Annotated in this window: 25 protein-coding genes and 1 pseudogene; 10 read left to right on the forward strand and 16 right to left on the reverse strand. The window is 71.9% G+C overall.

What is annotated here, in order from left to right; all coding sequences use genetic code 11:
- Nucleotides 1-117 precede the first annotated feature (117 nt).
- Both ABZ396_RS15360 and ABZ396_RS15365 read left to right on the forward strand, forming a co-directional pair.
- Complete coding sequence (locus ABZ396_RS15360) at nt 118-588, forward strand: DNA starvation/stationary phase protection protein (RefSeq protein WP_358920091.1); 471 nt, start codon at nt 118-120, stop codon at nt 586-588.
- 101 nt (nt 589-689) lie between these two features.
- Entirely contained in the window at nt 690-986 is a 297-nt protein-coding gene (locus ABZ396_RS15365) for a hypothetical protein (RefSeq protein WP_358920093.1), read from the forward strand.
- Here the strand turns inward: ABZ396_RS15365 and ABZ396_RS15370 are convergent.
- The 3 genes and pseudogenes from ABZ396_RS15370 to ABZ396_RS15380 form a co-directional block, all read right to left on the reverse strand.
- Nucleotides 934-1730: pseudogene (locus ABZ396_RS15370) on the reverse strand (SDR family oxidoreductase). The gene ABZ396_RS15365 and the pseudogene ABZ396_RS15370 overlap by 53 nt on opposite strands.
- Nucleotides 1727-2569, reverse strand: a complete 843-nt coding sequence (locus ABZ396_RS15375; RefSeq protein WP_358920095.1) for a DNA-formamidopyrimidine glycosylase family protein — start codon at nt 2567-2569, stop codon at nt 1727-1729. The pseudogene ABZ396_RS15370 and the gene ABZ396_RS15375 overlap by 4 nt, the downstream one beginning before the upstream one ends.
- 81 nt (nt 2570-2650) lie before the next feature.
- Entirely contained in the window at nt 2651-7573 is a 4923-nt protein-coding gene (locus ABZ396_RS15380) for an ATP-dependent helicase (protein WP_358920097.1), read from the reverse strand.
- 89 nt (nt 7574-7662) lie between these two features.
- On the opposite strand from ABZ396_RS15380, the gene ABZ396_RS15385 reads away from it, so the two are divergent.
- Genes ABZ396_RS15385 through ABZ396_RS15395 form a run of 3 tightly spaced genes read left to right on the forward strand, consistent with a single transcriptional unit; the run spans nt 7663 to nt 9630 of the window.
- Complete coding sequence (locus ABZ396_RS15385; protein WP_358920099.1) at nt 7663-8568, forward strand: AraC family transcriptional regulator; 906 nt, start codon at nt 7663-7665, stop codon at nt 8566-8568.
- Nucleotides 8569-8578: 10 nt separating this feature from the next.
- Nucleotides 8579-9325 (forward strand): AzlC family ABC transporter permease, encoded by a 747-nt coding sequence (locus ABZ396_RS15390; RefSeq protein ID WP_358920101.1) that lies wholly within the window; start codon nt 8579-8581, stop codon nt 9323-9325.
- Nucleotides 9322-9630, forward strand: coding sequence for an AzlD domain-containing protein (locus tag ABZ396_RS15395; RefSeq protein ID WP_358920103.1), 309 nt, complete (start codon nt 9322-9324; stop codon nt 9628-9630). The genes ABZ396_RS15390 and ABZ396_RS15395 overlap by 4 nt, the downstream gene beginning before the upstream one ends.
- Nucleotides 9631-9686: 56 nt before the next feature.
- Here the strand turns inward: ABZ396_RS15395 and ABZ396_RS15400 are convergent, their stop codons facing one another.
- A complete protein-coding gene (locus ABZ396_RS15400) occupies nt 9687-10631 on the reverse strand; it encodes a hypothetical protein (RefSeq protein ID WP_358920105.1) in 945 nt (314 codons plus the stop codon).
- Between the two features lie 80 nt (nt 10632-10711).
- Between ABZ396_RS15400 and ABZ396_RS15405 the strand changes: the two genes are divergently transcribed.
- Together ABZ396_RS15405 and ABZ396_RS15410 are read left to right on the forward strand one after the other, a co-directional pair.
- Nucleotides 10712-10906, forward strand: a complete 195-nt coding sequence (locus ABZ396_RS15405; protein WP_358920107.1) for a DUF3046 domain-containing protein — start codon at nt 10712-10714, stop codon at nt 10904-10906.
- A 60-nt stretch (nt 10907-10966) separates the two neighbouring features.
- Complete coding sequence (locus ABZ396_RS15410; RefSeq protein ID WP_358920109.1) at nt 10967-12220, forward strand: AI-2E family transporter; 1254 nt, start codon at nt 10967-10969, stop codon at nt 12218-12220.
- Nucleotides 12221-12308: 88 nt separating this feature from the next.
- On the opposite strand, the gene ABZ396_RS15415 is transcribed toward ABZ396_RS15410, so the two are convergent.
- From ABZ396_RS15415 to ABZ396_RS15430, 4 genes are all read right to left on the reverse strand, one after another.
- The gene (locus ABZ396_RS15415) at nt 12309-13007 is read right to left on the reverse strand and encodes a hypothetical protein (protein ID WP_358920223.1); all 699 of its coding nucleotides are present in this window, start codon (nt 13005-13007) and stop codon (nt 12309-12311) included.
- A gap of 193 nt (nt 13008-13200) precedes the next feature.
- Nucleotides 13201-14361 (reverse strand): oxygenase MpaB family protein, encoded by a 1161-nt coding sequence (locus tag ABZ396_RS15420; RefSeq protein WP_358920111.1) that lies wholly within the window; start codon nt 14359-14361, stop codon nt 13201-13203.
- 48 nt (nt 14362-14409) lie between these two features.
- Nucleotides 14410-15462: a polyprenyl synthetase family protein gene (locus tag ABZ396_RS15425; protein ID WP_358920113.1), complete on the reverse strand. Its 1053-nt coding sequence runs from the start codon at nt 15460-15462 to the stop codon at nt 14410-14412.
- Nucleotides 15455-15730 carry a polyprenyl synthetase gene (locus tag ABZ396_RS15430; RefSeq protein WP_358920115.1) on the reverse strand — a complete coding sequence of 92 codons (276 nt, stop codon included), beginning with the start codon at nt 15728-15730 and terminating at the stop codon, nt 15455-15457. Before ABZ396_RS15430 ends, ABZ396_RS15425 begins: the two co-directional genes overlap by 8 nt.
- Nucleotides 15731-16300: 570 nt before the next feature.
- Here ABZ396_RS15430 and recA point away from each other — a divergent pair.
- The gene (gene recA, locus ABZ396_RS15435) at nt 16301-17431 is read left to right on the forward strand and encodes a recombinase RecA (protein WP_358920116.1); all 1131 of its coding nucleotides are present in this window, start codon (nt 16301-16303) and stop codon (nt 17429-17431) included.
- A gap of 4 nt (nt 17432-17435) precedes the next feature.
- A complete protein-coding gene (gene recX, locus ABZ396_RS15440) occupies nt 17436-18497 on the forward strand; it encodes a recombination regulator RecX (protein ID WP_358920118.1) in 1062 nt (353 codons plus the stop codon).
- Between the two features lie 61 nt (nt 18498-18558).
- Here recX and ABZ396_RS15445 read toward each other — a convergent pair whose 3' ends face one another.
- The 8 genes from ABZ396_RS15445 to ABZ396_RS15480 all read right to left on the reverse strand — a co-directional run bounded on the left by ABZ396_RS15445 (nt 18559) and on the right by ABZ396_RS15480 (nt 24999).
- Entirely contained in the window at nt 18559-18936 is a 378-nt protein-coding gene (locus ABZ396_RS15445) for a rhodanese-like domain-containing protein (protein WP_358920224.1), read from the reverse strand.
- Nucleotides 18937-18956: 20 nt separating this feature from the next.
- Nucleotides 18957-19511 carry a cysteine dioxygenase gene (locus ABZ396_RS15450; RefSeq protein WP_358920120.1) on the reverse strand — a complete coding sequence of 185 codons (555 nt, stop codon included), beginning with the start codon at nt 19509-19511 and terminating at the stop codon, nt 18957-18959.
- Between the two features lie 75 nt (nt 19512-19586).
- Nucleotides 19587-19673, reverse strand: coding sequence for a putative leader peptide (locus tag ABZ396_RS15455; RefSeq protein WP_358920226.1), 87 nt, complete (start codon nt 19671-19673; stop codon nt 19587-19589).
- Nucleotides 19674-19736: 63 nt separating this feature from the next.
- A complete protein-coding gene (locus ABZ396_RS15460; protein WP_358920122.1) occupies nt 19737-21353 on the reverse strand; it encodes an FAD-dependent monooxygenase in 1617 nt (538 codons plus the stop codon).
- Between the two features lie 235 nt (nt 21354-21588).
- Nucleotides 21589-22500, reverse strand: coding sequence for an amino acid ABC transporter permease (locus tag ABZ396_RS15465; protein ID WP_358920124.1), 912 nt, complete (start codon nt 22498-22500; stop codon nt 21589-21591).
- Nucleotides 22497-23162 (reverse strand): amino acid ABC transporter permease, encoded by a 666-nt coding sequence (locus ABZ396_RS15470; RefSeq protein ID WP_358920227.1) that lies wholly within the window; start codon nt 23160-23162, stop codon nt 22497-22499. Before ABZ396_RS15470 ends, ABZ396_RS15465 begins: the two co-directional genes overlap by 4 nt.
- A 145-nt stretch (nt 23163-23307) precedes the next feature.
- Nucleotides 23308-24147, reverse strand: coding sequence for a glutamate ABC transporter substrate-binding protein (locus tag ABZ396_RS15475; protein ID WP_358920126.1), 840 nt, complete (start codon nt 24145-24147; stop codon nt 23308-23310).
- Between the two features lie 75 nt (nt 24148-24222).
- Complete coding sequence (locus tag ABZ396_RS15480; RefSeq protein WP_358920128.1) at nt 24223-24999, reverse strand: amino acid ABC transporter ATP-binding protein; 777 nt, start codon at nt 24997-24999, stop codon at nt 24223-24225.
- A 319-nt stretch (nt 25000-25318) separates the two neighbouring features.
- Here ABZ396_RS15480 and ABZ396_RS15485 point away from each other — a divergent pair, with 319 nt between their 5' ends.
- On the forward strand, nt 25319-26005 hold the full coding sequence (locus ABZ396_RS15485) for a response regulator transcription factor (protein ID WP_358920129.1): 687 nt from the start codon (nt 25319-25321) through the stop codon (nt 26003-26005).
- Nucleotide 26006 lies beyond the last annotated feature (1 nt).

Below are 26006 nucleotides of genomic sequence, written 5' to 3' on the forward strand. Positions count from 1 at the left end.
GAGGCGCGGCCGGGGCCTTCTTGTGCCCGCCGGCGGTGTGCGTCCATTTGCCGGTATCCAGTGGTGCGGTCATGGTGGGAGGGACCGACAGGGGGCCGAGGCGACCGGGAGAGACGCATGTACGTCGTGAAGAGCCCACTGTCCGACGCGGACCTGAAGACCGTGGCCGAGGCGCTGCAGGGCGCCCTCGTCGATCTGGTGGACCTGGCGCTGATCGCCAAGCAGATCCACTGGAACGTGGTCGGCCCCCGCTTCCGGACCGTCCATCTGCAACTCGACGAGGTCGTCAGCACGGCCCGGACCTACTCCGACACGGTCGCCGAGCGGGCCTCGGCGCTGGGCGTCTCACCGGACGGACGTGCGGTCACGGTGGCCGCCGGCAGCGGCATCGACCCAGCCCCCGGGGGCTGGGTCAAGGACTCGGACGCGGTGGGTGCCCTGGTGAACGCGCTGGGCGCGGTGATCACCCGGATGCGGGAGCGGGTCACGGCCACCGCGGAGCCGGATCCGGTCACCCAGGACATCTTCATCGGGATCACGGCGGAACTGGAGAAGCATCACTGGATGTTCCAGGCGGAGCACGCGTAGCAGTGGCCGATGCCGGCCGACGGCCGTTGCATCGGTGAGCCCTCGGTGCGCCTCCCCGGTGGACCGGGCGGCGTTCTAGCGTCCGGCTGGAGGTGGCGGCCATGGTGGGGCGGATAGTGCGCCGGGGGGTTGCCCTGGGAGTCGCGGCGGTGTGGTGGTGGGCCGTACTGCGGATCGTCTTCGCCGGTGGTGCCGGGGCGCTGGAGGGGACCGTGGCCGCCGGGGGATGGGGACTGAGCCTGCTGCCGGTGAACTGTGTGCCGAGGGGCCGGGCGGCAGGGGCCCTGGGCCCCGGGCGGTGGCGGGCCGCCTGGCGGTCGCAGGGTGCCACCGGGACACCGGGTGCTACCAGGGCATCGCCACCCCTCCGTTCGGACGCAGGATCTGGCCCGTCGTGAACGAGGAGGCGTCGGACGCCAGACAGAGCACGGCGTGTGCGACGTCCGCCGCCTCGCCGACCCGGCCCAGAGGCGACCTCCGGGCCATCCACGCCTTCGTCTGCCGCTGCTCCTCGCCGTCGTCGCGGCCGGTCATGGGAGTCCGGGTCCAGCCCGGGGCGACCGCGTTGACGCGGATGCCCTGCCGGCTGACCTCGCCCGCGAGCGTCTTGGTCAGCTGGACCACGGCCGCCTTGGCGGCGCCGTAGCAGAGCAGGCCGGGGCCGCCGGTGTCGATCGCGCCGGACGCCATGGTGATGATGCTGCCCCCGGTCTGCCGGGCGATCATCAGCCGCGCCGCCTCCTCGCAGGGGTGCCGAACGCCCTTGAAGTTGACGTCCAGTACCCGGTCGAGGTCCTCGTCCCTGGTCTCCAGGACCGGGCTGCGGTGCCAGATCCCCGCGATCGCCGCCATGACGTCCAGCCGCTCGCGGGAACCGGACGGCCCGCCCGAGGTGCGCCCGGTCGGTGTCGAGGATGTGGTGCGGGCGTGCCGCCGCCGTCCTTGATCAGCGCGGCCGTCTCGTGCGGGCCTTCCGCGTTCCGGTCGGCACAGTGCACGGTCGCGCCCGCTTCGGCGAGCAGCACGGCGGAGGCCCGGCCGATACCGCTGGCGGCCCCGGTGACGAATGCGGTGCGTCCGGTGAGGTCGTACGCCTTGAGGGGACATGAAGGGACGGACGAGCGCTCCTGACGAGTCGTCAATTGGCCGTGCGGGGGCGGGTTCTCGGGGGGCGTGGGGAGCCCGGGGCGGGCGCGGGGCCGGTCTGGCAGGCGGGGCACCAGTAGGTGGGGCGCTCGCGGGAGCCGTCGCCCTGTTCGGCCACCCGGATCTGGGTGTGGCAGCGCAGACAGGGGCGGGGTGCGCGGCCGTAGACGAACAGGTCCTGGTTGCGCAGGCCGGTGGTCTGGCGGACCAGGCGGTCGCGGTTCGCCTCCAGGAGCCGCTTCGCGAGGCCGGGGAGCTTCGCGGCGCGGTCGGCGGGCAGCGCGCCGACCGGGAGCCAGGGAGTCGCGCCGAGCAGGAAGCAGAGCTCGCTCTTGTAGATGTTGCCGATGCCGGCGAGGTTGCGCTGGTCGAGCAGGGCCTCGCCGAGCGGGCGGGCGGGGTCGGAGAGGAGGTTGGCGAGAGCGCGGTCGGGGTTCCAGTCAGGGCCGAGCAGGTCTGGGCCGAGGTGGCCGACGACGCGTTCCTCCTCGCCGGTGCGCAGAAACTCCAGGACCTGGAGGCGGTAGCCGACGGCCGTGCGGTCGGCGGCGCCGAGAATGACCCTGATCTGGTGGGCGGGGCCGCCCTTCCAGCGTTCGCCGCTCCCGTAGACCTTCCACGCACCCTCCATCCGTAGATGCGTGTGCAGGGTCAGGCCGCCCTCGAAGCGGGTGAGCAGATGCTTGCCGCGCGGGGCGGTGCCGAGGACGGTACGGCCGGTGAGGTCGACGGTGGCGTACTTGGGCACCCGGAAGTCGCTGCGGGTCAGCACCTTGCCCGCGAGCGCGTCGTGCAGGCGCCTTGCGGCCTGCCAGACCGTGTCACCTTCGGGCATGGGTCAAGGGTGACACGGGGGCGTGGCGCGGGATCGGCGAGAGCGCGTGCGGCGCACCGGGGGAGCGGTGTTCATGGCGGTTCACGCTCGTATGCGCAGGCCGCGTGGGGTGGCGATGAAGCCCGCTCCTTCCAGGAGGGTGCCCAGGGGCGAGGTCAGGGCCGCAGCGCCGTTGACACGCTCCACCGTCACCGTGCCGAGGGTGCCGGCGCGGGCGGTGGCCGCGAGGGCCTCGGCGGCCGTACGCAGGCGGGGGTCGTCGCCCACGTCCGTGTCCGGTGCGGAGGGCCAGGCCAGCAGGGTCTTGCCGCCGCGCTCCATGTAGAGGGTCAGCTCGCCGTCGACCAGGACGACCAGCGAGCCCGCCTTGCGGCCCGGCTTGTGCCCGGCGCCGGTCGGCGGTTCGGGCCAGGGGAGAGCGGCGCCGTAGGCGTTGGCGGGGTCCGCGGCGGCGAGGACCACGGCTCTGGGGTCGGGGGCGGCGGGGGTGCGGGTGTGGTGGTTGCCGTAGGTGTAGGGGTTGGCGGGGCTGCCGCCTCGGGGGCCGCCGTAGCCGGGGGCGGCGAAGGGGTCGATGGGGGCGAGGTCCTTGGGGGAGACATAGTCGCCGGGGGCGGTGCTGATCTCGGGGGGCCAGGTGAAGTCGCCGTCCAGGCCGGGGAAGTCGGCCTCGTCGATGGGGCCGAGGGGGGCTCCGGTGCTGAAGGCGGCGGGAGTGGCTGGGCCGACGTTTCCGAAGCCGCTGCCCGGCAGTGCCTCGCCTCGCTCGCGGGCGTTGGACACCGCGCGCAGCCGGTCGACCGCGCCGTCCATCGCGAACTGGGCGGCGCCGAGGCCCTCGACGACGTAACCCCGGCGGGCCTGACCGCTCTCCTCGAACGCCGACAGGATGCGGTACACCGCCGAGAAGCCGCCCTCGACGCCCTCCGCCGCGACCGCTCCCCGGGTGACCACACCATGACGGTCGAGCAGGGTGCGGGCCAGCGCATGGGCGCGCACGGTGGCGTCCGGCTCGCGCTGCGGGAGCAGGGACCAGCGGCCGGCGACGGTCGGCGGGCCGGTACGGGAGGCGGTGCGGGCGGCGGCCGTCAGGGAGCCGTAACGGCCGCGCGGGACGGTGCGCTTGGCGCGGTGGGCCGTGGCACCCGCGGTACGGCCCGAACCCAGCAGCGAGCGCATCGGCGCCAGCGTGTCGTTGGTGAGCCGGCCGGACCAGGCCAGGTCCCAGATGGCGTCGGCCAGTTGGGGGTCGGTGGCGTCGGGGTGGGTGGTGGCGCGGACCTGGTCGGCGATCTGGCGGAAGAACAGGCCGTATCCGCCGGAGAGGATGTCCAGGACGGACTGGTGGAGGGCCGTCAGCTCCAGGGGGTGCGGCGGTGGCAGGAGCAGCGGGGCCGCGTCCGCCATATACAGGGAGACCCAGCCGTCCTTGCCCGGCAGGGCGCCCGCGCCGGCCCACACGATCTCTCCGGCTGCGGTGAGTTCGTCGAGCATCGAGGGCGTGTAGTTGGCCACCCGGGACGGCAGGACCAGCTTCTCCAGGGCCGACGCCGGTACGGACGCGCCCTGCAACTGCTCGACGGCACGCACCAGTCCGTCGAGGCCGCGCAGCCCGTGCCCCTTGCCGATGTGCTGCCACTGCGGCAGGAACTGTGCGAGCGCGGCCGGTGCCACCGGCTCCAGTTCGTGCCGGAGCGCGGCCAGGGAACGGCGGCGCAGCCTGCGCAGCACGGCCGAGTCGCACCACTCCTGGCCGATGCCCGCCGGATGGAACTCGCCCTGCACCACCCGGCCGCTCGCCGCGAGCCGCTGCAACGCGCCCTCCGTGACCGCCACCCCGAGCCCGAAGCGGGCCGCCGCCGTGGTCGACGTGAACGGGCCGTGCGTGCGGGCGTACCGGGCGAGGAGGTCGCCGAGCGGGTCCTTCACCGGCTCCGTGAACGCCTCGGGGACACCGACCGGCAGGGCCGTACCGAGGGCGTCGCGCAGCCGGCCCGCGTCCTCGATCGCCGCCCAGTGGTCGGCGCCGGCGATCCGGACCTTGATCGCCCGCCGGGCACCGGCCAGTTCGTTGGCCCACTGCGGCTCGGCGCCCCGCTCGGTCAACTCGGCGTCCGTGAGCGGCCCGAGCAGCCGCAGTACGTCGGCGACGCCTTCGGGGTCCTTGATCCGGCGGTCTTCGGTGAGCCACTGGAGCTCACGCTCCAGCTCGGTCAGCACGTCCGCGTCGAGGAGCTCGCGCAGCTCCGCCTGGCCCAGCAGCTCGGCCAGCAGCCGGGAGTCCAGGGAGAGCGCGGCCGCGCGGCGCTCGGCGAGCGGGGAGTCGCCCTCGTACAGGAACTGGGCGACATAGCCGAACAGGAGGGACCGGGCGAAGGGGGACGGCTCCGGGGTGGTGACCTCGACCAGGCGGACCTTCCGGGACTCCAGGTCACCCATCAGCTCGACCAGGCCCGGGACGTCGAAGACGTCCTGGAGGCACTCGCGGACGGCCTCCAGGACGATCGGGAAGGACCCGAACTCGCTCGCCACCTGGAGCAGCTGGGCGGCGCGCTGACGCTGCTGCCACAACGGGGTGCGCTTGCCGGGGCTGCGGCGGGGCAGCAGCAGTGCGCGGGCCGCGCATTCGCGGAAGCGGGCAGCGAACAGGGCCGAGCCGCCCACCTGGTCGGTGACGATCTGGTCGACCTCGCCCTTGTCGAAGGCGACGTCCGCCGCGCCGACGGGTGCCTGGTCGGCCTCGTACTCCGTACCGGCCGTCATGGGGGCCTGGTCGAGCAGGTCCAGGCCCATCAGGTCGGCGTCGGGCAGCCGCAGCACGATGCCGTCGTCGGCGTGCATGACCTGGGCGTCCATGCCGTAGCGCTCGGACAGGCGGGCGCCGAGGGCGAGCGCCCAGGGGGCGTGGACCTGGGCACCGAAGGGCGAGTGGACGACGACCCGCCAGTCGCCCAGTTCGTCGCGGAAGCGCTCCACGACGATCGTCCGGTCGTCGGGGACATGGCCGCAGGCCTCGCGCTGTTCGTCGAGGTACGACAGCACGTTGTCCGCCGCCCAGGCGTCCAGGCCCGCCGCGAGCAGGCGCAGCCGGGCGTCGTGCTTGGCGAGCGAGCCGACCTCGCGCAGGAACGCGCCCACCGCACGGCCCAGTTCTAGCGGGCGGCCCAGCTGGTCGCCCTTCCAGAAGGGCAGGCGGCCCGGCACTCCGGGGGCGGGGGAGACCAGGACGCGGTCGCGGGTGATGTCCTCGATGCGCCAGGAGCTGGTGCCCAGGGTGAAGACATCACCCACCCGGGACTCGTACACCATCTCCTCGTCCAGCTCGCCGACCCGGCCGCCGCCCTTCTTGGGGTCGGCGCCTGCGAGGAAGACCCCGAAGAGGCCGCGGTCGGGGATCGTGCCGCCGGAGGTGACGGCGAGGCGCTGGGCACCCGGACGGCCCGTGATCGTGCCCGCGACCCGGTCCCAGACCACGCGCGGGCGCAGCTCCGCGAAGGCGTCGGACGGATAGCGGCCCGCGAGCATGTCGAGGACCGCGGTGAACGCCGACTCCGGGAGCGAGGCGAAAGGAGCCGCGCGGCGGACCATGGAGAGCAGGTCGTCGAACTGCCAGGTGTCCAGCGCCGTCATCGCGACCAGCTGCTGCGCCAGCACGTCGAGGGGGTTGGCCGGCACCCTCAGGGACTCGATGGAGCCGGTGCGCATCCGCTCGGTGACCACGGCCGCCTGCACCAGGTCGCCCCGGTACTTGGGGAAGACCACGCCGGTGGAGACCGCGCCGACCTGGTGTCCCGCGCGACCGACGCGCTGCAGCCCGGAGGCCACCGATGGCGGGGACTCGACCTGGACGACCAGGTCCACCGCGCCCATGTCGATACCCAGCTCGAGGCTGGAGGTGGCCACCACGGCGGGCAGCCGGCCGGCCTTCAGATCCTCCTCGACCAGGGCGCGCTGCTCCTTGGAGACCGAGCCGTGGTGCGCGCGGGCGATGACCGGCGGGGCGCCCTGGGCCGCGCCCGAGCCGCCCATCAGCTCGGCGGGGGAGTGGTGTTCGTCGAGCGGCTCGCCGGTCACGCGCTCGTAGGCGATCTCGTTCAGCCGGTTGCACAGCCGCTCCGCCAGCCGGCGCGAGTTGGCGAACACGATCGTCGAGCGGTGGGCCTGGACCAGGTCGGCGATCCGCTCCTCCACATGCGGCCAGATCGAGGGCCGGTCCCCGCCCTCCTTGGCGTCGGTGGCCGGGGAGCCGCCCAGCTCGCCCATGTCCTCCACGGGGACGACGACGGAGAGGTCGAACTCCTTCCCGGACTCGGGCTGGACGATCTCCACCTTGCGGCGCGGCGAGAGATAGCGGGCCACCTCGTCGACCGGGCGGACGGTCGCCGACAGGCCGATGCGGCGGGCCGGCTTCGGCAGCAGTTCGTCCAGCCGCTCCAGGGAGAGCGCGAGATGCGCGCCGCGCTTGGTGCCGGCGACCGCGTGCACCTCGTCCAGGATCACCGTCTCGATGCCCGTCAGCGCGTCACGCGTGGCCGACGTCAGCATCAGGAACAGGGACTCCGGGGTGGTGATCAGGATGTCCGGCGGGCGGGTGGACAGGGCGCGGCGCTCGGCGGCCGGAGTGTCGCCGGAGCGGATGCCGACCCTGATCTCCGGCTCGGGCATGCCGAGGCGCACCGACTCCTGGCGGATGCCGGTCAGCGGACTGCGCAGATTCCGCTCGACGTCGACCGCGAGGGCCTTGAGCGGAGACACGTACAGCACCCGGCAGCGCTTCCTCGGATCGGCCGGGGGCGGGGTCGAGGCCAGCTGGTCCAAGGCGGCGAGGAAGGCGGCCAGCGTCTTGCCGGAGCCGGTCGGGGCGACCACCAGCACGTCCGAGCCCTCGCCGATGGCCTGCCACGCGCCCTCCTGGGCCGCGGTGGGCGCGGAAAACGCCCCCGTGAACCAGCCGCGGGTCGCGGGGGAGAAGCCGTCGAGGGCTCGATGCGCGGATTTCGCCATGGGTCAATCCTGCACCCGGCCACTGACAATTGCGCTGACCTGCGGAAATGGGGATGCGGGCGGGGTCAGGCAGGGGGGACAATGGCCGTATGGCGGGATCCGGGGAGCGGGCACGACACTGGCGGTACGAGGCGCTGCCCGACGTCGATCTGCTGCGCGCCCGGTATATCCGGAAGACGTTCGTCCGGCACACTCACGAGCATTTCGTGATCGCCGGGATAGCGGACGGGGTCGAGGTCTTCCGGCACCGGGGCTCCGACGTGACCGTCGGGGCGGGGGCGCTCGCGCTCGTCAACCCCGACACCGCGCACACCGGCAGGGCCGGGGTCCCCGAGGGCTGGCGGTACGGGGCGGTCTACCCGTCCCCCGAGCTGGTGGCGGCGATCGCCGCGGAGACGACCTCGATCCGTGGCACCCCCGGCTTCGTCAGCCCGATGCTCGACGATCCGTACTCCGTCGCCCTGGTGCACCGGGTGCTGCGCGCCGCCGACGAGGGCAACGCGCTCGCCGCCGACACCCTGCTGCGGGTGGCGGTGACGCGGCTGCTGCGGTTGAACGGCGGCCCGCTGCCGCGGCGGCAGGTCCGCACCGCCGGCGCCCGGCTCGCCGTACGTGCGCGTGCCGTGCTGGAGGAGCGGATGGCCGAGCCGCCGACCCTGGAGCGGCTCGCCACCGACTTCGGCACCAGCCCCTTCGCGCTGCTGCGGGCGTTCCGCGACGCCTACGGCATGCCCCCGCACACCTGGCTGACCGACGCCCGGGTGCGCCGCGCCCGGCTGCTGCTGGACTCGGGCACGGCACCCGCCGAGGCGGCCGTCGCCGTCGGCTTCACCGACCAGCCGCACCTCAACCGGCACTTCGCCAGGATCGTCGGCGTCCCGCCGGGTGCCTACCAGCGCGAGCGCAGTCCCGGCGCGCACTCACGCGAGCGCAGTCCCGGCTCACACCCGCGCGAGCGCAAGAACGTACAAGACGCACAGGACAGCCGTCCGTAGCGTCCCGTGCGTGGCACAGCAGACAGCACTCGCAGACATACGCGGCGAAGGCGAGCCGAAACCCGACTCCGCCGTCGTCCGGGACGCCCTCGGGGTCGGCGTCGCCGTGGGACTCTCCGGGTTCGCCTTCGGGGTGACCTCGGCCGGCAGCGGGCTCGGCCTGCTCCAGACCTGCGTACTCAGCCTCCTGGTGTTCACCGGCGCCTCCCAGTTCGCCCTGGTCGGAGCGCTCGCGGCCGGCGGCAACCCGCTCACCGCGGCCGCCGGAGCCTTCTTCCTGGGGGTGCGCAACGCGTTCTACGGGCTACGTCTGTCGCAGGTGCTGGCCCTCCCGCGCGCGGTGCGGCCGCTGGCCGCCCAGTGGGTGATCGACGAAACCACCGCGGTGACCCTCGCGCAGCCGACGCGGCGCGCCGCGCGGATCGGCTTCACCGTCACCGGGCTAAGCCTGTACGTGCTGTGGAACCTCACCACCCTGCTCGGCGCGCTCGGCGCCAAGGCCGTCGGGGACACCGACGCCTGGGGCCTGGACGCGGCCGGACCCGCCGTCTTCCTGGCGTTGCTCGCCCCCATGCTGAAGACCACGACGGACCGCGCGGTCGCCGCTCTCGCGGTGCTGCTGGGGCTCGGCCTGCTGCCCGTGCTGCCCGCCGGGGTGCCGGTCCTGGCGGCAGCGCTGGCGGCGCCGGCCGCCCTGTACGTCTCCGGCCGCCGGTCCGGCCGTACCCGCGACGACGCTTCCGAGGAGACCCGTTGAACACCTGGATCGCGATCGCCGCGACCGTCCTCGGCTGCTACGCCGTCAAGCTCGCCGGACTGCTGGTGCCCGCGGGCGTCCTGGAGCGGCCGCTGGTGCGGCGGCTGGCCGCCCTGCTGCCGGTGGCCCTTCTCGCCGCCCTCACGGCCCAGCAGACGTTCGCCGACGGGCACACGCTCGTGCTGGACGCCCGGGCCGCGGGGCTCGGGGCGGCGGCCCTGGCGCTGGTGCTGCGCGCGCCCTTCCTGGTCGTCGTCGGCGTGGCCGTGCTGGTGACGGCAGGGGTGCGGGCCATCGGAGGCTGAGCGGGGGCGTCAACGGCTGAGAGCGCGACAGCGGCTGAGGGCGGCTGGCAGATACCTCACCCCGCGAAGTGGCCGTAGGCCTTGAGCGTGCGCAGGGCCTCGATCGTCACTATCGGGCGGCCCTCCAGAGCGGTGGTCGGCGCCCACTGGCGCCAGCGGATCGGCCAGCCGCCGTCGTCCTGCTGCTCGGCGGTGAGGTGGTCCAGCGAGCGGGTCATCTCCTCGTCGGTGAACCACGCGCGCGCGAGCGATTGCGGGGACCTCGCGAAGTCGTGCGGGAAGTGGTGCTCGCCCGGGGCGTAGCCGGGCGCCACCGGGTACGCGTCCAGGTGCTCCGGGTCCAGCGCGGCCAGCCGGTGCTCGCGCACCAGGCGGCCCAGCCGGTCGGCGGCCGCCTCCGCGCGGGCGTGGTCGGGCGCCGCGTCGAGGAAGGCGACGGCGGCCTCGATCTCGTAGGGATGCGACTTCTCCAGGGACTCCACGGCCTCCCAGCAGAAGTCGGTGGCGCGGAACAGCCAGGCGTGCCACACCTCGTTGCGGTGCAGCAGACCCACCACCGGCCCGGTGGCGAGCAGCTCACTGGGCGGGTCATCGGTGATCGGGATGAACGGGGCGGCCGGATAGCCGCGCTGGCTCGGATGGACCGCCGGCAGCGCCCCGTCCGCCGTGGAGACGGACGTCAGATAGCGGCACACGCGCTCCACCCGCTGCCCGCCGCAGCGCCCGATGGCGTCCAGGACACCCAGCGCGTGCCCGGTGTGCAGCGGCTGGCTCACCGGGCCGCGCAGATCGGGCTCCAGCGCGTGGCCGTACCCGCCGTCCTCGTTGCGGTAGGCGTCCAGTGCCCTCTCCACCGGATCTGGACTGCCGCTCAGGAAGTAGTACGCGAAGAGGCGTTGCTCCAGCACGCGCGCGGTGAGCCACATGAACTGTTCGGCGCGCGAGAGCGGGGAGTGCGCCGGGGGCGTAGGGGGGAGTGGGGAAGCTCCGGTTTCGGCCATGCGTCAGACCGTAGGACGGAAAGCGGTCTCGGCAAGCGGTCCCGGGCAGGGCCCACCCTCAGGGGCGGGATACTGGTGTCATGCGGTTGACGGTCTTCTGGCAGCGGATGGCGGAGCACTTCGGTTCCGGGTACGCCGACACCTTCGCACGCGATCATGTGATGACGGAGCTCGGCGGACGCACGGTGCACGAGGCGCTGAACGCCGGCTGGGAGGCCAAGGACGTGTGGCGCGTGGTCTGCACGGTCATGAACGTTCCGGGGGAGAAGCGCTGAGCGTGCACGAAGATCGGATACGGGCCACGCGTTGTCAGTGGCGTGGGCGAGACTTGCACCGTGCCAACCACTGACGACGACGGGCGGACCGCCCAGGACGCATCCCCGGTCGACACGGCGCCGCCCGCCCGACCCCCGGCCGCCGGTGCCGCGGTACCGGGCGCCCGCATGCCGCGCTGGCTGCCGCGCGCGATGGTGCTGGCGCTTGCCCTCATCGCCGCCTTCCAGCTGGGCAGCTGGGCCTTCCACCAGCTCACCGGTCTGCTGATCAACATCCTCATCGCGTTCTTCCTGGCGCTCGCCATCGAGCCCGCGGTGAGCTGGATGGCCGCCCGTGGCATGCGCCGCGGGTTCGCGACCTCCCTGGTCTTCATCGGCCTGGCCATCGCCACTGCCGGATTCGTCACGCTGCTGGGCTCGATGCTGGCCGGCCAGATCATCAAGATCGTCGAGGACTTCCCGAACTACCTGGACTCGGTCATCAACTGGGTCAACCACACCTTCCACACCGACGTGAAGCGGGTCGACGTCCAAAAGGGCCTGCTGCACTCCGACTGGCTGCGCAAGTACGCGCAGAACAGCGCGGCCGGTGTGCTCGATGTCTCCGGGCAGGTGCTCGGCGGCCTCTTCCAGCTGCTGACGATCACGCTGTTCGCCTTCTACTTCGCCGCCGACGGCCCGCGGCTGCGCCGCACCCTGTGCTCCGTCCTGCCGCCCGCCCGCCAGGCCGAGGTGCTGCGCGCCTGGGAGATCGCCGTGGACAAGACGGGCGGCTATCTGTACTCGCGGGGTGTGATGGCGCTGATCTCCGGCGTCGCCCACTACATCCTGCTGGAGGCCCTGGGTGTGCCGTACGCGCCCGTGCTCGGTGTCTGGGTGGGCCTGGTCTCGCAGTTCATCCCCACCATCGGCACCTATCTGGCGGGCGCGCTGCCGATGCTGATCGCGTTCACCGTCAACCCCCTGTACGCGGTGTGGGTGCTGGTGTTCGTCGTGATCTACCAGCAGTTCGAGAACTACATGCTCCAGCCCAAGCTGACCTCGAAGTCCGTCGACATCCACCCGGCGGTCGCCTTCGGCTCGGTCATCGCGGGCACCGCGCTCCTCGGCGCCGTCGGCGCCCTGATCGCGATCCCGGCGGTCGCCACGCTCCAGGCGTTCCTGGGCGCCTATGTGAAGCGGTACGACGTCACGGACGACCCCCGGGTGAACGGGCACCGCCGACGCGGCACGGACGGTCCCGGGCTGCTCACGCGCGCGTGGCGGGCGATATGGCAGCGGCCGGCCGAGGACTCACGGGAGGGCTCGCCCTGACGGCCGCCGCGATCAGTGACGGCCGCCGGGATCAGTCACCTTCACCTCGATCAGTCACCTTCGCCTCGATCAGCGACGGCCACCGCGATCAGTAGGTGAGCACCGACCACACCCCGGCGGCGGCCACGGCGGCCGCGTAGCAGCCCGCCGCCGTGGCCACGACCCGCCACCGGACCTGTTCGCTCCAGGAGGTGCGGGACAGCAGCCAGGTCAGCGCGGGCAGGACCAGCACCGCGTGCAGACTGACTCCGTGCAGCGGCTTGAGCGAGGCCGTCGAGTCGTACGCCGCCTCCTGGTGCCCGGTCCGGACGAGCACCACCCCGCGCGCGATCATCGCGGCTCCCGAGGCCAGCCCGACGAGCAGGACCCCGAAGCCGGAGCGCATGGCGAGCGCCATGCCCACAGGACCGGCCGGCCGCCGCCGGAAGGACACCACGGCGAAGACGGTGAGCAGCACCACCAGGACCCCCCCGCCCACCGCAAGCATCATCGACACCGCTGTGTCGAACGGCGTCTCCATGTCGAGGTGCGAGGGCACCCGGCGCCACGCCTGCAGGGTGATCCCGCCGACCTCCACCACACAGTCGGCGGCGAACCCCAGGAGCAGTACGGTCCGCAGCCGCTCCCCGATCCTCAGATACGAGGTGACCCAGGTGACCGCGATCAGGGTCAGCCCGAAGGAGAGCCCGAACGTGACCGGCTTGCGCCAGGAGACCGGGCCGTACCAGGGGCCGCCGTCCACCGCGAACACCACCAGATGCACCAGGCCGGAAAGGACGAGGAGCATCCCCGTCGCATGACAGAGACGCTCGGCGGGGCGGATCCCGCGCAGGAGGCCCGCCGGTGGATTCCGGTGCGGACTTTCCAGGGAGGGCGCACTTTCCAGGGGGGAGGGCATGCCACCACCCTTCCGGGGGCCGTCCGCGCGGTCGTCGTCCGTCCGAAGACACTCGTCGTACGCCGTGGGAAGTAGGCGGGCCTCAGGAGACTGTGGCGGCCGGCGGGGTCCACCGCCGGGTGCGGGGCACCGCGCCCGAGACGCCGTAGTCCTTCTTGAGGTGTTCGGGGATGGCGTAGTGCATGACGCGGCCACGGGTGAGGGAGGACAGCTCGAAGACGGTGGTGAGATGGCCGAGGCGGTCCAGGGCCCAGGCGCCCAGCGGGGAGCGGTCCTCGATGGTCTCCAGGACGCCCAGGAGGTGCGGTACGGCCCTGACGACGGTGTCCCACGGGGTGCGCGGCACGTCCAGCCAGTCCGCACAGGTGTCGCCGACGAGGTGGCGGATGAGGGCCGAGACGATCGGGTCGAGGAAGGTGCCGGGGACGACCTCCTCGTAGAGCTCGATGAGCTGCCGGGTGAGTCGGCTGCCCTCCTCGGAGGGGCCCATGTACCGGATCATGTACAGGTCGAGGAAGCGGCGTGCCTCGTCGAGGGTCCCGGGGACGGCCTCCTGGTCGACGCCGAGCATGGCGCCCACCACCCGCCACGCGTAGTAGTACGCCTCCGCGCCCTCCGTGGACAGATGGACGCCCAGCCGGTGCAGGCTGTCGAGGACCAGCAGCGAGAAGAACATCTGACCGCCGATCATGTCCTCCTGGCAGATCGGCGTCCCCAGCGCCTCGGTGTCCCAGCGGTTCTCGCGCTTGAGATGGTGCCGGATCGACGCGTGCAGCAGGCGCACCTTCTGGGCGGCGGGGATGAAGCGGCCGCCGGCCTCGAAGGCGTCGGGCTGCATCAGATAGACGGTGAACTGGCCGGTCTCCGCCATGCGCTTCGAGGGGTAGCTGAGCCCGTGTGTGGCCGACAGCAGCTTCGCCACGCGCGGGACGACGTAACAGGCCGGCATGGAGGCGAACGAGAGCGCGGTCGCGATGTGCACGTTGTTGTCGATGAAGAACAGCCGGGCCTTCTCCATCTCGCCCCAGTCCACCCACGACGGCGGGACCCGGGTGGCCTCCAGATACTCCCGCGCGACGTCGGGCAACCCGTCCGGCAGGGGAGCGCCGGTGGTGGAGACATGGCGCATCAGGGTGTTGAACGTGCCCACCTCCCCGCGCTCGAAGAGTGCGGCGACCGTGGCGTCGGCGAGTCCGTCGCCGGCCTGCCGCAGGGCGTCCATCGATGCCTCGGTGTGGGTCACGGCGGGGCTCCTTGTCTTCGCGGGTGTCGTCCGTGCCACCGGGTGGTGTCAGGACCGGCGGACCGCCGCCGAGTGGGCCAGCGTGGTCAGGGCGCCGACGGCAGGGGCCGGCACGTCCAGTCCGTGGAGGGCGTCGAGCGCTTCCGTGACCCGCGCGCCGATCATGTCCTCGACCCGGTCGGGCGCTCCGAGCCGGCACATCACCTCGCGGACCGCGTCCAGGCCCTCCGCGCCCAGATCGCGCCTGCCGAGCAACGCGCCGAGCCGCTCACGGTCGTCGTCATGGGCGAGCCGCCAGGTCTCGGCGAGCAGGGCCGTGGGCCGGTGGCCGCGGACGTCGTCAGTGTTGGCCTTGCCGGTGTGCTCCGGCTCCCCGAACAGGCCGAGCAGGTCGTCGCGCAGCTGGAACGCCTCTCCCAGCGGGAGCCCGTACGAGGAGTACCCCTGCCGCAGCCGCTCGCCGGCTCCGGCCAGGGCGCCGCCGATCAACAAGGGCTGCTCGACGGTGTACTTGGCGGTCTTGTAGCGGATCACCTTCAGCGAGGCCGTGGTGTCCGGACCGGTCCCCGTGCGCAGGATCTCCAGGCACTCGCCCGCGATCAGCTCCCGGGCCAGCAGCGACCACAGGGGGCGGGCCCGGGCGAGATAGGCGGCGGGCAGACCGCAGGTCGCGAACAGCTGCCCGGCCAGCGACATCAGCAGATCACCCACGAGCATCGCCAGCGACCGCGCGGTGCCGTCGGCGCACGGGTGAGCCGATACGGCGGTACGCAGTGCGACGTGTGCCGTGGAGCGCCCGTGCCGCAGCGGGCTGTCGTCGATGAGGTCGTCGTGCACGACGGCGGCGGCGTGCACCAGCTCCATGGCGGCCGCCGCCCGCACCAGCGCGTCGCTGTCCGGCTGCCCCACGGCACGCCACCCCCAGTAACAGAACGCCGCCCGCAGCCGTTTGCCGTCGGCGACCGCTGCCTCCAGTTGCTCGGCCACCGGACCCAGGAGCGGATCGATCGCCGCGAACAGGTCGGCCTCCTGGGCGGCGAACCGGCGCAGTACCTCGTCGACGCGGATCTTGAAGGCGATCGGATCCCACTGGTCAGTCATCGCAGGCGGTCCGCCGCGCGAGGGCGTGCCGGGCGAGGATCTCCAGATGGGCCGGGGGGACGGTCGCGTACCGGTCCAGGGCCAGGCGTCCCCGCGCGGTGAGGTCGTGCTCGGCTTCCGCCGCCAGTGCGCCGGCGTCCGAGCGGCGCAGCAGGCCTCGTACCGTACCGACGGCGGTGCCAAGGGTGCTCACGGCCAGATCGGCCAGCCCTGCCGCCAGCAGCACGGCCTGCTCGTCCAGGCCGCGTCGTCCCGTCTCACGTGTCATGCGCTCTCCCACCCACGGCACACAGGGGCGGCGCCGCTCACCGGCCGCCTCTTCGAGCATCGCGGCACGAGGGGAGTGGACATGCGGAAACTCGCGATCGGATGAACCCTCGCCAGACAGTGCGGATTGCTACGGCGGGCCGGCCCACCCGCGATGACTTCCGCGCCTTCGCGCTCCCGCTCATGCGCCGTGCGCGCCCGCTCGTCATGCTCGGTGCGCTTCCGTCTCGCTCGCCCCGTCGCCGTATGCTGCGCGCCACGTCGCGGGCTCCGTCCCCACGCGCCGCACCGCCCGGATACCGCCCGGAAGCCGTCGGTGTGCGGTGGGTGAGTGCCGTGCGGGGAAGTATGGGAGCACCGTGTGGTGCGCTTGACACAAAAATCGAACATCCATTCTGATGGAGGCTCCGGCGAGGTTCTCGACGGGGACTCCGGTGGCAGTTCGACATGGTTTCGGCGGAGAAGTGCCCGAGTTATCCACAGGCCGGACCGGCGTCGGGGCGCATTGTCAGTGGCAGGCGTTAGCGTCTTTGACGTGAAGCGAACGACTCAAGCAAACCGGGTGGAACCCATGGCAGGAACCGACCGCGAGAAGGCGCTCGACGCCGCGCTCGCACAGATTGAACGGCAATTCGGCAAGGGCGCGGTCATGCGCATGGGCGACCGGACGAAGGAGCCCATCGAGGTCATCTCGACCGGGTCGACCGCGCTCGACGTGGCCCTCGGCGTCGGCGGCCTCCCGCGCGGCCGCGTGGTGGAGATCTACGGACCGGAGTCCTCCGGTAAGACGACCCTGACCCTGCACGCGGTGGCGAACGCGCAGAAGGCCGGCGGTCAGGTCGCGTTCGTGGACGCGGAGCACGCCCTCGACCCCGATTACGCGCAGAAGCTCGGCGTCGACATCGACAACCTGATCCTGTCCCAGCCGGACAACGGCGAGCAGGCCCTGGAGATCGTGGACATGCTGGTCCGCTCCGGCGCGCTCGACCTCATCGTCATCGACTCCGTCGCCGCGCTCGTCCCGCGCGCGGAGATCGAGGGCGAGATGGGCGACAGCCACGTCGGTCTGCAGGCCCGGCTGATGAGCCAGGCGCTGCGGAAGATCACCAGCGCGCTCAACCAGTCCAAGACCACCGCGATCTTCATTAACCAGCTCCGCGAGAAGATCGGCGTGATGTTCGGCTCCCCGGAGACCACGACCGGTGGCCGGGCGCTGAAGTTCTACGCCTCGGTGCGGCTCGACATCCGCCGCATCGAGACGCTGAAGGACGGCACCGACGCGGTTGGCAACCGCACCCGCGTCAAGGTCGTCAAGAACAAGGTCGCGCCCCCCTTCAAGCAGGCCGAGTTCGACATCCTCTACGGCCAGGGCATCAGCCGTGAGGGCGGCCTGATCGACATGGGCGTGGAGAACGGCTTCGTCCGCAAGGCCGGTGCCTGGTACACCTACGAGGGCGACCAGCTCGGCCAGGGCAAGGAGAACGCGCGCAACTTCCTCAAGGACAACCCCGACCTGGCCAACGAGATCGAGAAGAAGATCAAGGAGAAGCTGGGCGTCGGTGTCCGCCCGGAGGAGCCCGCCGCAGAGCCGGGCAAGGACGCGGCGGTCACCACCGCGACCACGGACGACCCGGCGAAGACGGTGCCCGCCCCGGCCGCCGCCAAGGTCACCAAGCCCAAGGCCGCCACCGCCAAGAGCTGACGCCGTGACACGACGAACCGACTGGGCCGATCACGAGTACACGTCCTCCGGTACCCCGTGGGGGAAGGGCACCAGGGACGACTCGGGCTCCGCCGGGGGCGGTGCCGAGGCCCATGGCACGGGCGGCGACAGGTACGGGGGCGACGGCGAGGGGCGCCCGGCGGCGCGCCGACGCCGGGCCGGGGGTACGACACGGGGGAGCGATGGCTCATACGGGCGTGGCGGCTCGTACGAGGACGACGGCCCGCCCGACTCGTACGGCGCCTACGAGAACGGCACGCCCGAGAACGGCACGCCCGAGAACGGCACGCCCGAGAACGGCACGCCCGAGAACGGCACGCCCGAGAACGGCACGCCCGAGAACGGCACGCACGAGAACGGCACGCACGAGAACGGCACGCACGAGAACGGCATGCACGACGGCCCGGACGGGCCCCGCGGGCACGGATCACCCGGCCGTGGCTCGCGGAAGCCCGGGGCGCGCCGTCGGCGTGGCTTCGGGGAGCCGTCCGGTGAGGACGGGGGTTCCTCCTCCTTGTCGAGGGCCGAGCAGGGGGAGCCCCCAGCGGACCCGGCTGAGCGGGCGCGGGCGATCTGTCTGCGCCTGCTCACCGGGACCCCACGCACCCGGAAACAGCTCGCGGACGCCCTGCGCAAGCGGGAGATCCCGGAGGACATCGCCGAGGAGGTGCTGTCGCGGTTCGAGGAGGTCGGGCTGATCAACGACAGCGCGTTCGCGGACGCGTGGGTGGAGTCCCGGCATCACGGCCGGGGGCTGGCCCGGCGCGCGCTCGCCCAGGAACTGCGGACCAAGGGCGTCGACACGGCGCTCATCGACGAGGCCGTCGCCCGGCTCGACTCCGAGCAGGAGGAGGAGACGGCCCGCGAACTCGTCGCCCGCAAGCTCCGCTCCACCCGGGGCCTCGACCGGGACAAGCGCATCCGCCGCCTCGCCGGCATGCTCGCCCGCAAGGGATACCCCGAGGGCATGGCCCTCAGGGTCGTCCGGCGAGCCCTGGAGGAGGAGGGCGAGGACACGGATTTCCTTGAGGGCGGGGACTTCTGACGGACGGGCAGATCTGACGGTTGGCGGCGGTGATGACGGCGTAGGACCGGGATCCGCGTCGTCAGGGTGTGACCGGCAGTCCCGCCGACTTCCATGCCTGGAAGCCGCCGATCAGGTCCGTCGCCCGGTGCAGGCCCAGCTGGTGCAGGGAGGCGGCGGCCAGGCTGGAGGCGTAGCCCTCGTTGCAGATCACGACGACCTGGAGGTCGTGGCCGGTGGCCTCGCGGGTCTTGTGGCTGCCCTGGGGGTCCAGGCGCCACTCCAGCTCGTTGCGCTCGATGACGAGGGCGCCCGGGATCACCCCGTCCTGCTCGCGCAGCGCCGCGTACCGGATGTCAACCAGCAGGGCGTCTCCGGTCCGCGCCGCCTCGTACGCCTCCTGCGCCGCCACGCGCCGGTAGCCGGCACGCACCCGCTCCAACAACTGGTCGATACCCATCGGCTGTTGTCCGGGGCCGCTCACTGCCAGTCCTCCGGGCGCTCGACCTGCTCCAGGCGCAGCACCGGTCCGCTGCGGCTGTAGCGGCGGATCCGCGGCAGCGGCGGGTAGTAGGCGTGGACGGAGATCGCATGGCGCTCGGTGGACTCGTTGAGCACCTCGTGCACGTGGTCGCGGCCGAAGGAGCGGCCCTTTCCGGCGGGCAGCCGGCGCTCGCGGTCGACGTCCTCGGAGAGCTCCAGGGTCTTCCAGCCGTCGGTGGGCAGCCGGGTGGCGAGCGAGTGCTCCCGCAGCTCACCGGCGGCGGTGAGGAAGGCACCGACCGACTCGGCGTGGTCGTGCCAGCCGGTGCCGCTGCCGGGCGGCCAGCCGATCAGCCAGGCCTCGCTGCCGCCGGGGCCGTCGAGCCGTACCCAGGTGCGGCCCTCGGGGTCGAGCGGGAGCGAGGAGATCAGCTCGGTGTCGGCGGCCGCACGCCGGACGAAGTCGAGAAGGTCCGACTGGGTGGGCGCGGCGCCCGGCGCGGAGGCGGACGGTGAGACGGGGGAGGACGGGTTGGAGAGAGAGGCAGACACGTGCACCGTTCCTGATGAAGGTTCGCCGAAGGGGGCGCAGACGGCGCCCCGGAAGAAGGAAGGAGACAAGCGAAATCAGCAGGATGGAAGACACACGCAGCCCGCATAGCGGACCAGGTCGACATGGACCTTCCGCCACAGGCGCACAATGGTGTCCTTCACGTTGCGGAGTACACCATGTCGGTGCAGACCGGTCAACTCACTGTCAGCATGTGGACCGCGCGGTCACCGCCCGCTGGAACCGGCCTGTGCCTCCGCCTCCGTCCTCTCCGTGTCCTTGCCGCCCAGCGTCGCCTCGGCGGCGGCGTACAGATCGGCCGGGCGGACCCCGCTGAGGGCGGTGACCAGATGGCCGTCGGGGCGCACGAGCAGCACGGTGTGCGCCGGCGCGCCCGGGTAGGCCTCGGCGACCAGCAGTTCGGCGGGGTGCGGCAGCGCGGTCACGGCCGCGGCGAGGCGGGGCATGATCCCCGCGGAGACCCAGTGCTTGCGCGCCCACACGCCCGTACCGGGCGCGATGAGTACGACGAGCAGCGCGCCGCGGCCGAGCCGGGAGCGCAGCTGCACGAAGGTGCCGTCCTCCGCGGTGACCCGGACGTCGGTGACCTGCGCCCCCGGCGGGGTGTCGACCGGGATCTCGTGCTCCAGTTGCCGGGGCGCGAGCGGCGAGTCGGCGTACGCCCCCGGCGCACCGAGCGGGCCGTGCCCCAGGTGACCGTCGGTGAGGAGCACATCGTGCCCCCGGGCCGCGCCGGGCACGATCCCGCGCAGCCCGCCACCGCCGCGCAGCACCGGCAGCATCTGGTCGGCGGCGCGCAGGCGGGCGGCGACCACCCCCCGCCGCTCGGTCTGGTAGCTGTCCAGCAGCGCCTCGTGCGGGCCGTGGTGCCAGGCCGGGGCCAGCTTCCAGGCGAGGTTGTCCACGTCCCGCAGACCCTCCTCCAGGCCGTGCGTGCCGAACGCGCCGAGGAGATGCGCCGCGTCCCCTGCGACGAACACCCGGCGCACCCGCCACCGGCGGGCGAGGCGGTGGTGGACCGTGTGCACTCCGGTGTCGAGCAGGTCGTACGGCGGTGCCGTGCCGTCCGACCAGCCCGCGAGGGTCTCGCGGATCCGGTTCACCAGGAGCTCGGGCGTGACCAGGTCCTTGCCGGGCGGCAGCATCCAGTCCAGGCGCCACACGCCGTCCGGGAGGGGGCGGGCGGTCACCTCCCCGGCCGAGGGCCCGGACATCCGCCACGGCGGTGTCCGATGGAGCAACGCCTGACCGGGCCAGGGAAGTTCCGCGCGCAGCGCGGCGACCGCGTGCCGCTCGACCGCCGTACGGCCCGGGAAGCGGATGTCCAGGAGCTTGCGCACCGTCGAGCGGGGGCCGTCGCAGCCCACCAGGTAACTGCCGCGCCACCAGGTGCCCTTGGGGCCACGGGTGTGCGCGGTGACGCCGGAGCGTTCCTGCTCGACGGTGTCCAGACGGCTGTCCGTGGCGACCCTGATCAGCGGCTGGTCGGCGATCGCGGCGCGCAGGGCGTTCGTGAGCGTGTGCTGGGCGATGTGCAGCGGGGAGGGTTCGCCGGCGTCGTCGAAGACGACCTCGCGCATCACCTGCTTGCGGCGCATCGAGCGCCAGCCGGTCCAGCGGGTGCCCAGCTCGTCGAGCGGGGCACCGGACAGCCGGGCCAGCAGGGCGGCGGTGTCCTCACGCAGCACCACCGTGCGCGCCGGCCGCGGCTCGTCCTTGCCAGGGCCCTCGTCCAGGACCACGGTCGGCACCTCCTGACGCGCCAGCGCCAGGGCGAGCGTGAGCCCGACGGGCCCCGCTCCGACGATGATCACCGGGTCCACGGCGCGGCGCCCCCCGCCCGTACGCAAGTCCCGGCGGACACGGATGAACAGGATGTTGGAGCAGGGTGCACGATCACAGAACGTATGCAACCGACTGGGCGCCACCCGGTCAAGCGGCGCACCCGGGGACACGTCAGCATGGCGGGCGCGCGGACGCGGTGACGCAGGGGAAAACGGCGGAGGCAGCGGCCGTACGGCCACTGCCTCCCTGTCTGTTGCATGAGTTGACCCGGTGTCAGGGGTTGGCTCCGCCCGCCCCTGTCGCGAAGGTGCCCGCGATCTCGGCCCCGTTCAGTTCGTTGACGTCCTCGGCGCCGAGGACCGCGCCCGTGCCGCGCTTGCTGCGCCGCAACCGGCGCTCCAGCCAGGAGGCGAACGTGGTGAGGACCAGGTTCAGCAGGATGAAGATGATCGCCACGACGATGAAGCTGGGGATGACGTTGGCGTAGTTGGCGGCCAGTGTGCCGCGGGCGTTGAGCAGATCGGTGAACTGGAGCATCACACCGCCCAGCGCGGTGTCCTTCACGATCACCACCAGCTGGCTGACGATGGCGGGCAGCATCACGGTGACGGCCTGCGGCAGCAGGATGCTCGTCATGGTCTGCCCCTTGCGCAGGCCGACCGCGTACGCCGCCTCCGTCTGCCCCTTCGGCAGGGCCAGGACACCGGCCCGTACGACCTCGGCGAGCACCGAGGCGTTGTAGAGCACCAGGCCGGTGACGACCGCGTACAGCGGCCGTTCGGCGCTGCCGATGCCGGTGGAGCGGACGTAGAACTCCATGGCGAACAGCATCAGCAGCAGGACCGGGATCGCGCGGAAGAACTCCACGACGGCGCCGGCCGGGACGCGTATCCAGGCGTGGTCGGACATCCGGGCTATGCCGAAGACCGCGCCCAGCGGAAGGGCGATGACCATGGCGAGGGCCGCGGCCTTGAGGGTGTTGCCGAGGCCGGGCAGCAGATACGTGGTCCACGCCTCGGAGGTGGTGAACGGCTGCCACAGGGACCACTTGAGCTGGCCCTTGTCGTCCATCTTCTGCCAGACCCACCAGAGCAGGAGAGCGAGGAGCAGGACGAAGACGACGGACAGCAGGACGTTGCGCCGCTTGGCGCGGGGCCCGGGGGCGTCGTACAGAACCGAACTCATCGCTTCACCGCCAGGCGCTTGGCGAGCCAGCCCAGGAACAGGCCGGTCGGGAGGGTCAGGACCACGAAGCCGAAGGCGAAGACGGCTCCGATGGCCACCGTCTGGGCCTCGTTCTCGATCATCGTCTTCATCAGGGCGGCGGCCTCGGCGACGCTGATCGCGGCCGCCACGGTGGTGTTCTTGGTCAGGGCGATCAGGACGTTGGCCAGCGGGCCGATCACCGCGCGGAAGGCCTGCGGCAGCACGATCAGCCGCAGGGTCTGCGAGAAGTTCAGCCCGATCGCGCGGGCCGCCTCGGCCTGGCCGACGGGCACGGTGTTGATGCCGGAGCGGATCGCCTCGCAGACGAAGGCCGCGGTGTAGGCGATGAGACCGAGCACGGCCAGCCTGAAGCCCTGGATCTTGAAGTCATGGGCGCCCAGGGTGACGCCGAAGATGTCGGCGAGGCCGAGCGAGGTGAAGATGACGATGACCGTCAGGGGGATGTTCCGGACGATGTTGACGTAGGCCGTGCCGAACCCGCGCATCAGCGGGACGGGGCTGACCCGCATCGCGGCCAGCAGGGTGCCCCAGACCAGGGAGCCGACGGCGGAGAAGACGCTCAGTTGCACCGTCGTCCAGAACGCCCCTAGGACGTCGTAGCCTTGAAGAAAGTCGAACACGATATCCCGCGCTTCCGGGTGTGTGGCGTAGGTGGAGGGCATGGCGCACCGCCGCCAGGGGAAGCGGTGGCGGCGGCGCGCCCTGGGAACCGTGCGACCTGCCGGGTCCCTGCGTCGGCGGATCCGCGGGCCGCGGAACCGCGCCTTACTTGACGATCACTCCGGTCTTCGGGGCGGGCTCGTTCTTGTAGCTCGCCGGGCCGAAGTTCGCGTCGACGGCCTTCTGCCAGGAGCCGTCGCTGACCATCTTCTCCAGCGCCTTGTTGATCTTGTCGAGGGTCGCGGAGTCGCCCTTCTTGACGCCGACGCCGTAGTTCTCGTTGCTCAGCTTCAGACCGGCGAGCTTGAACTGGCCCTTGTACTTGTCCTGCGCGGCGAAGCCCGCGAGGATCGAGTCGTCCGTGGTCACGGCGTCGACGGCACCGCTCTGGAGGCCGGCGATGCACTCCGAGTAGGTGCCGACCTCCTTGAGGTTGGCCTTCGGGGCGATCGTCTTCTGGACGTTCTGCGCCGAGGTCGAACCCGTTACAGAACACAGGTTCTTGCCGTTGAGGTCAGTGCCCTTGGCGATGTTCGAGTCCTTCTTGACCAGCAGGTCCTGGTGGGCCAGCAGGTACGGGCCGGCGAAGTCCACCTTCTGCTTGCGCTCGTCGGTGATCGAGTAGGTGGCCGCGATGAACTTCACGTCACCGCGCGCGAGGGCGTTCTCGCGGTCGGCGCTCTTGGTCTGCACGAACTCGATCTGGTTGGGCTTGTAACCGAGCTGTCCGGCGACGTACGTGGCCACGTCCACATCGAAGCCCGAGAAGGAGCCGTCGGGCTCCTGGAGGCCGAGACCGGGCTGGTCGTACTTGATGCCGATCTTGACCTTGCCGCCGCCCGCCGAACCGCTGTCGCCGTTCTTGTCGCTGCTGCCGCACGCCGTGGCGGACAGGGCGAGGGCGAGTACGGCGGCCGAGGCGGCGGTGACCTTGCGGAGCTGCATGATGAACATCCTTTGAGTGGTGAAAGACGAGGCCCGTGCGGGGCGGGGGTCAGGTCGGCCCGAGCGCCGTGCGGATCAGTGGTGCAGGATCTTCGACAGGAAGTCCTTGGCCCGGTCGCTGCGCGGGTTGCTGAAGAACTGGTCGGGCGCCGCCTGTTCGACGATCCGGCCGTCGGCCATGAAGACCACGCGGTTCGCGGCCGACCGGGCGAAGCCCATCTCGTGGGTGACGACGATCATCGTCATGCCGTCCCGGGCCAGCTGCTGCATGACCTCCAGGACCTCGTTGATCATCTCGGGGTCGAGGGCCGAGGTCGGCTCGTCGAAGAGCATGACCTTCGGGTCCATCGCCAGCGCCCGCGCGATCGCGACGCGCTGCTGCTGGCCGCCCGAGAGCTGCGCGGGGTACTTGTCGGCCTGGCTGCCCACGCCGACCCGTTCGAGCAGGACGCGGGCCTTCTCCTCGGCCTGCTTCTTGTCCGCCTTGCGGACCTTCACCTGCCCGAGCATCACGTTCTCGAGCACCGTCTTGTGCGCGAAGAGATTGAAGGACTGGAAGACCATGCCGACGTCGGCGCGCAGCCGGGCCAGCTCCTTGCCCTCCTGAGGCAGCGGCTTGCCGTCGATCGTGATCGTTCCCGAGTCGATGCTCTCCAGACGGTTGATGGTGCGGCACAGAGTCGACTTACCGGACCCGGAGGGCCCGATCACCACGACGACCTCGCCGCGGGCGATCGTCAGGTCGATGTCCTGGAGCACGTGCAACGCGCCGAAGTGCTTGTTGACGCTCTTCAGGACGACCAGTTCGCCGGTCGAGGCCATGTCTTCCTTGGCCACCGATACTTCGGTCATCGCTATCGGGCTCCGTCCTCCTCGGTTTCGGAGGAAATGTAGTTACCGCGCATGACCAGCGTCATTACATCTGAGGGAGATCTGAGCATCACGATCCGATAGCATTCGGGCACGTGTCGTAGCAGTCGCGGCCTGCGCGCGTATCGGCCGGGTAACGGAACCCGCGCGCCGCCGAATCCCTCTTGACGTCGTCATCGTCCATCAGCGTGACTTCCATCGTGCACGCGCGCGTGCGCGCGTTTTCTACAAGGGGCAGGTTTTCCGCAGGCAAGCCGACAACGAACCAGGACGATACGACCGCTGAACCGGAGGGGGCCGGATGAGAGTGCTGCTCGTCGAGGACGACAACCACGTCGCCGCCGCACTCTCCGCGGTCCTGGCCCGGCACGGCTTCTCCGTCACCCACGCCCGCAGCGGCGAGGAGGCCCTCCAGGCGCTCGTCCCCGAGGGCGCCGGCTACGACGTCGTCCTGCTCGACCTCGGCCTGCCCGACCAGGACGGCTACGAGGTCTGCGGCAAGATCCGCAAGCGCACCAGCACCCCGGTCATCATGGTCACGGCCCGCGCCGACGTCCGCTCCCGCATCCACGGCCTCAACCTGGGCGCGGACGACTACGTGGTGAAGCCGTACGACACCGGGGAACTGCTCGCCCGGATACACGCCGTCAGCCGGCGCACCCACCACGAGGACGGCCCGGCCGGCGGCGACGACGCGCTCAGGCTCGGCCCGGTCCACATCGAACTGCCCACCCGCCAGGTCAGCGTGGACGGCACCGTCGTCCAGCTCACCCGCAAGGAGTTCGACCTGTTGGCGCTGCTCGCCCAGCGGCCCGGTGTGGTCTTCCGCCGGGAACAGATCATCAGCGAGGTCTGGCGCACCAGTTGGGAGGGCACCGGCCGCACCCTGGAGGTGCATGTCGCCTCCCTGCGCGCGAAGCTGCGCATGCCCGCGCTCATCGAGACCGTGCGCGGCGTGGGTTACCGGCTCGTCGCCCCGGCCGCGTAGC

This window comes from Streptomyces sp. NPDC005866, from assembly GCF_040629895.1.
Lineage (GTDB): Bacteria > Actinomycetota > Actinomycetes > Streptomycetales > Streptomycetaceae > Streptomyces.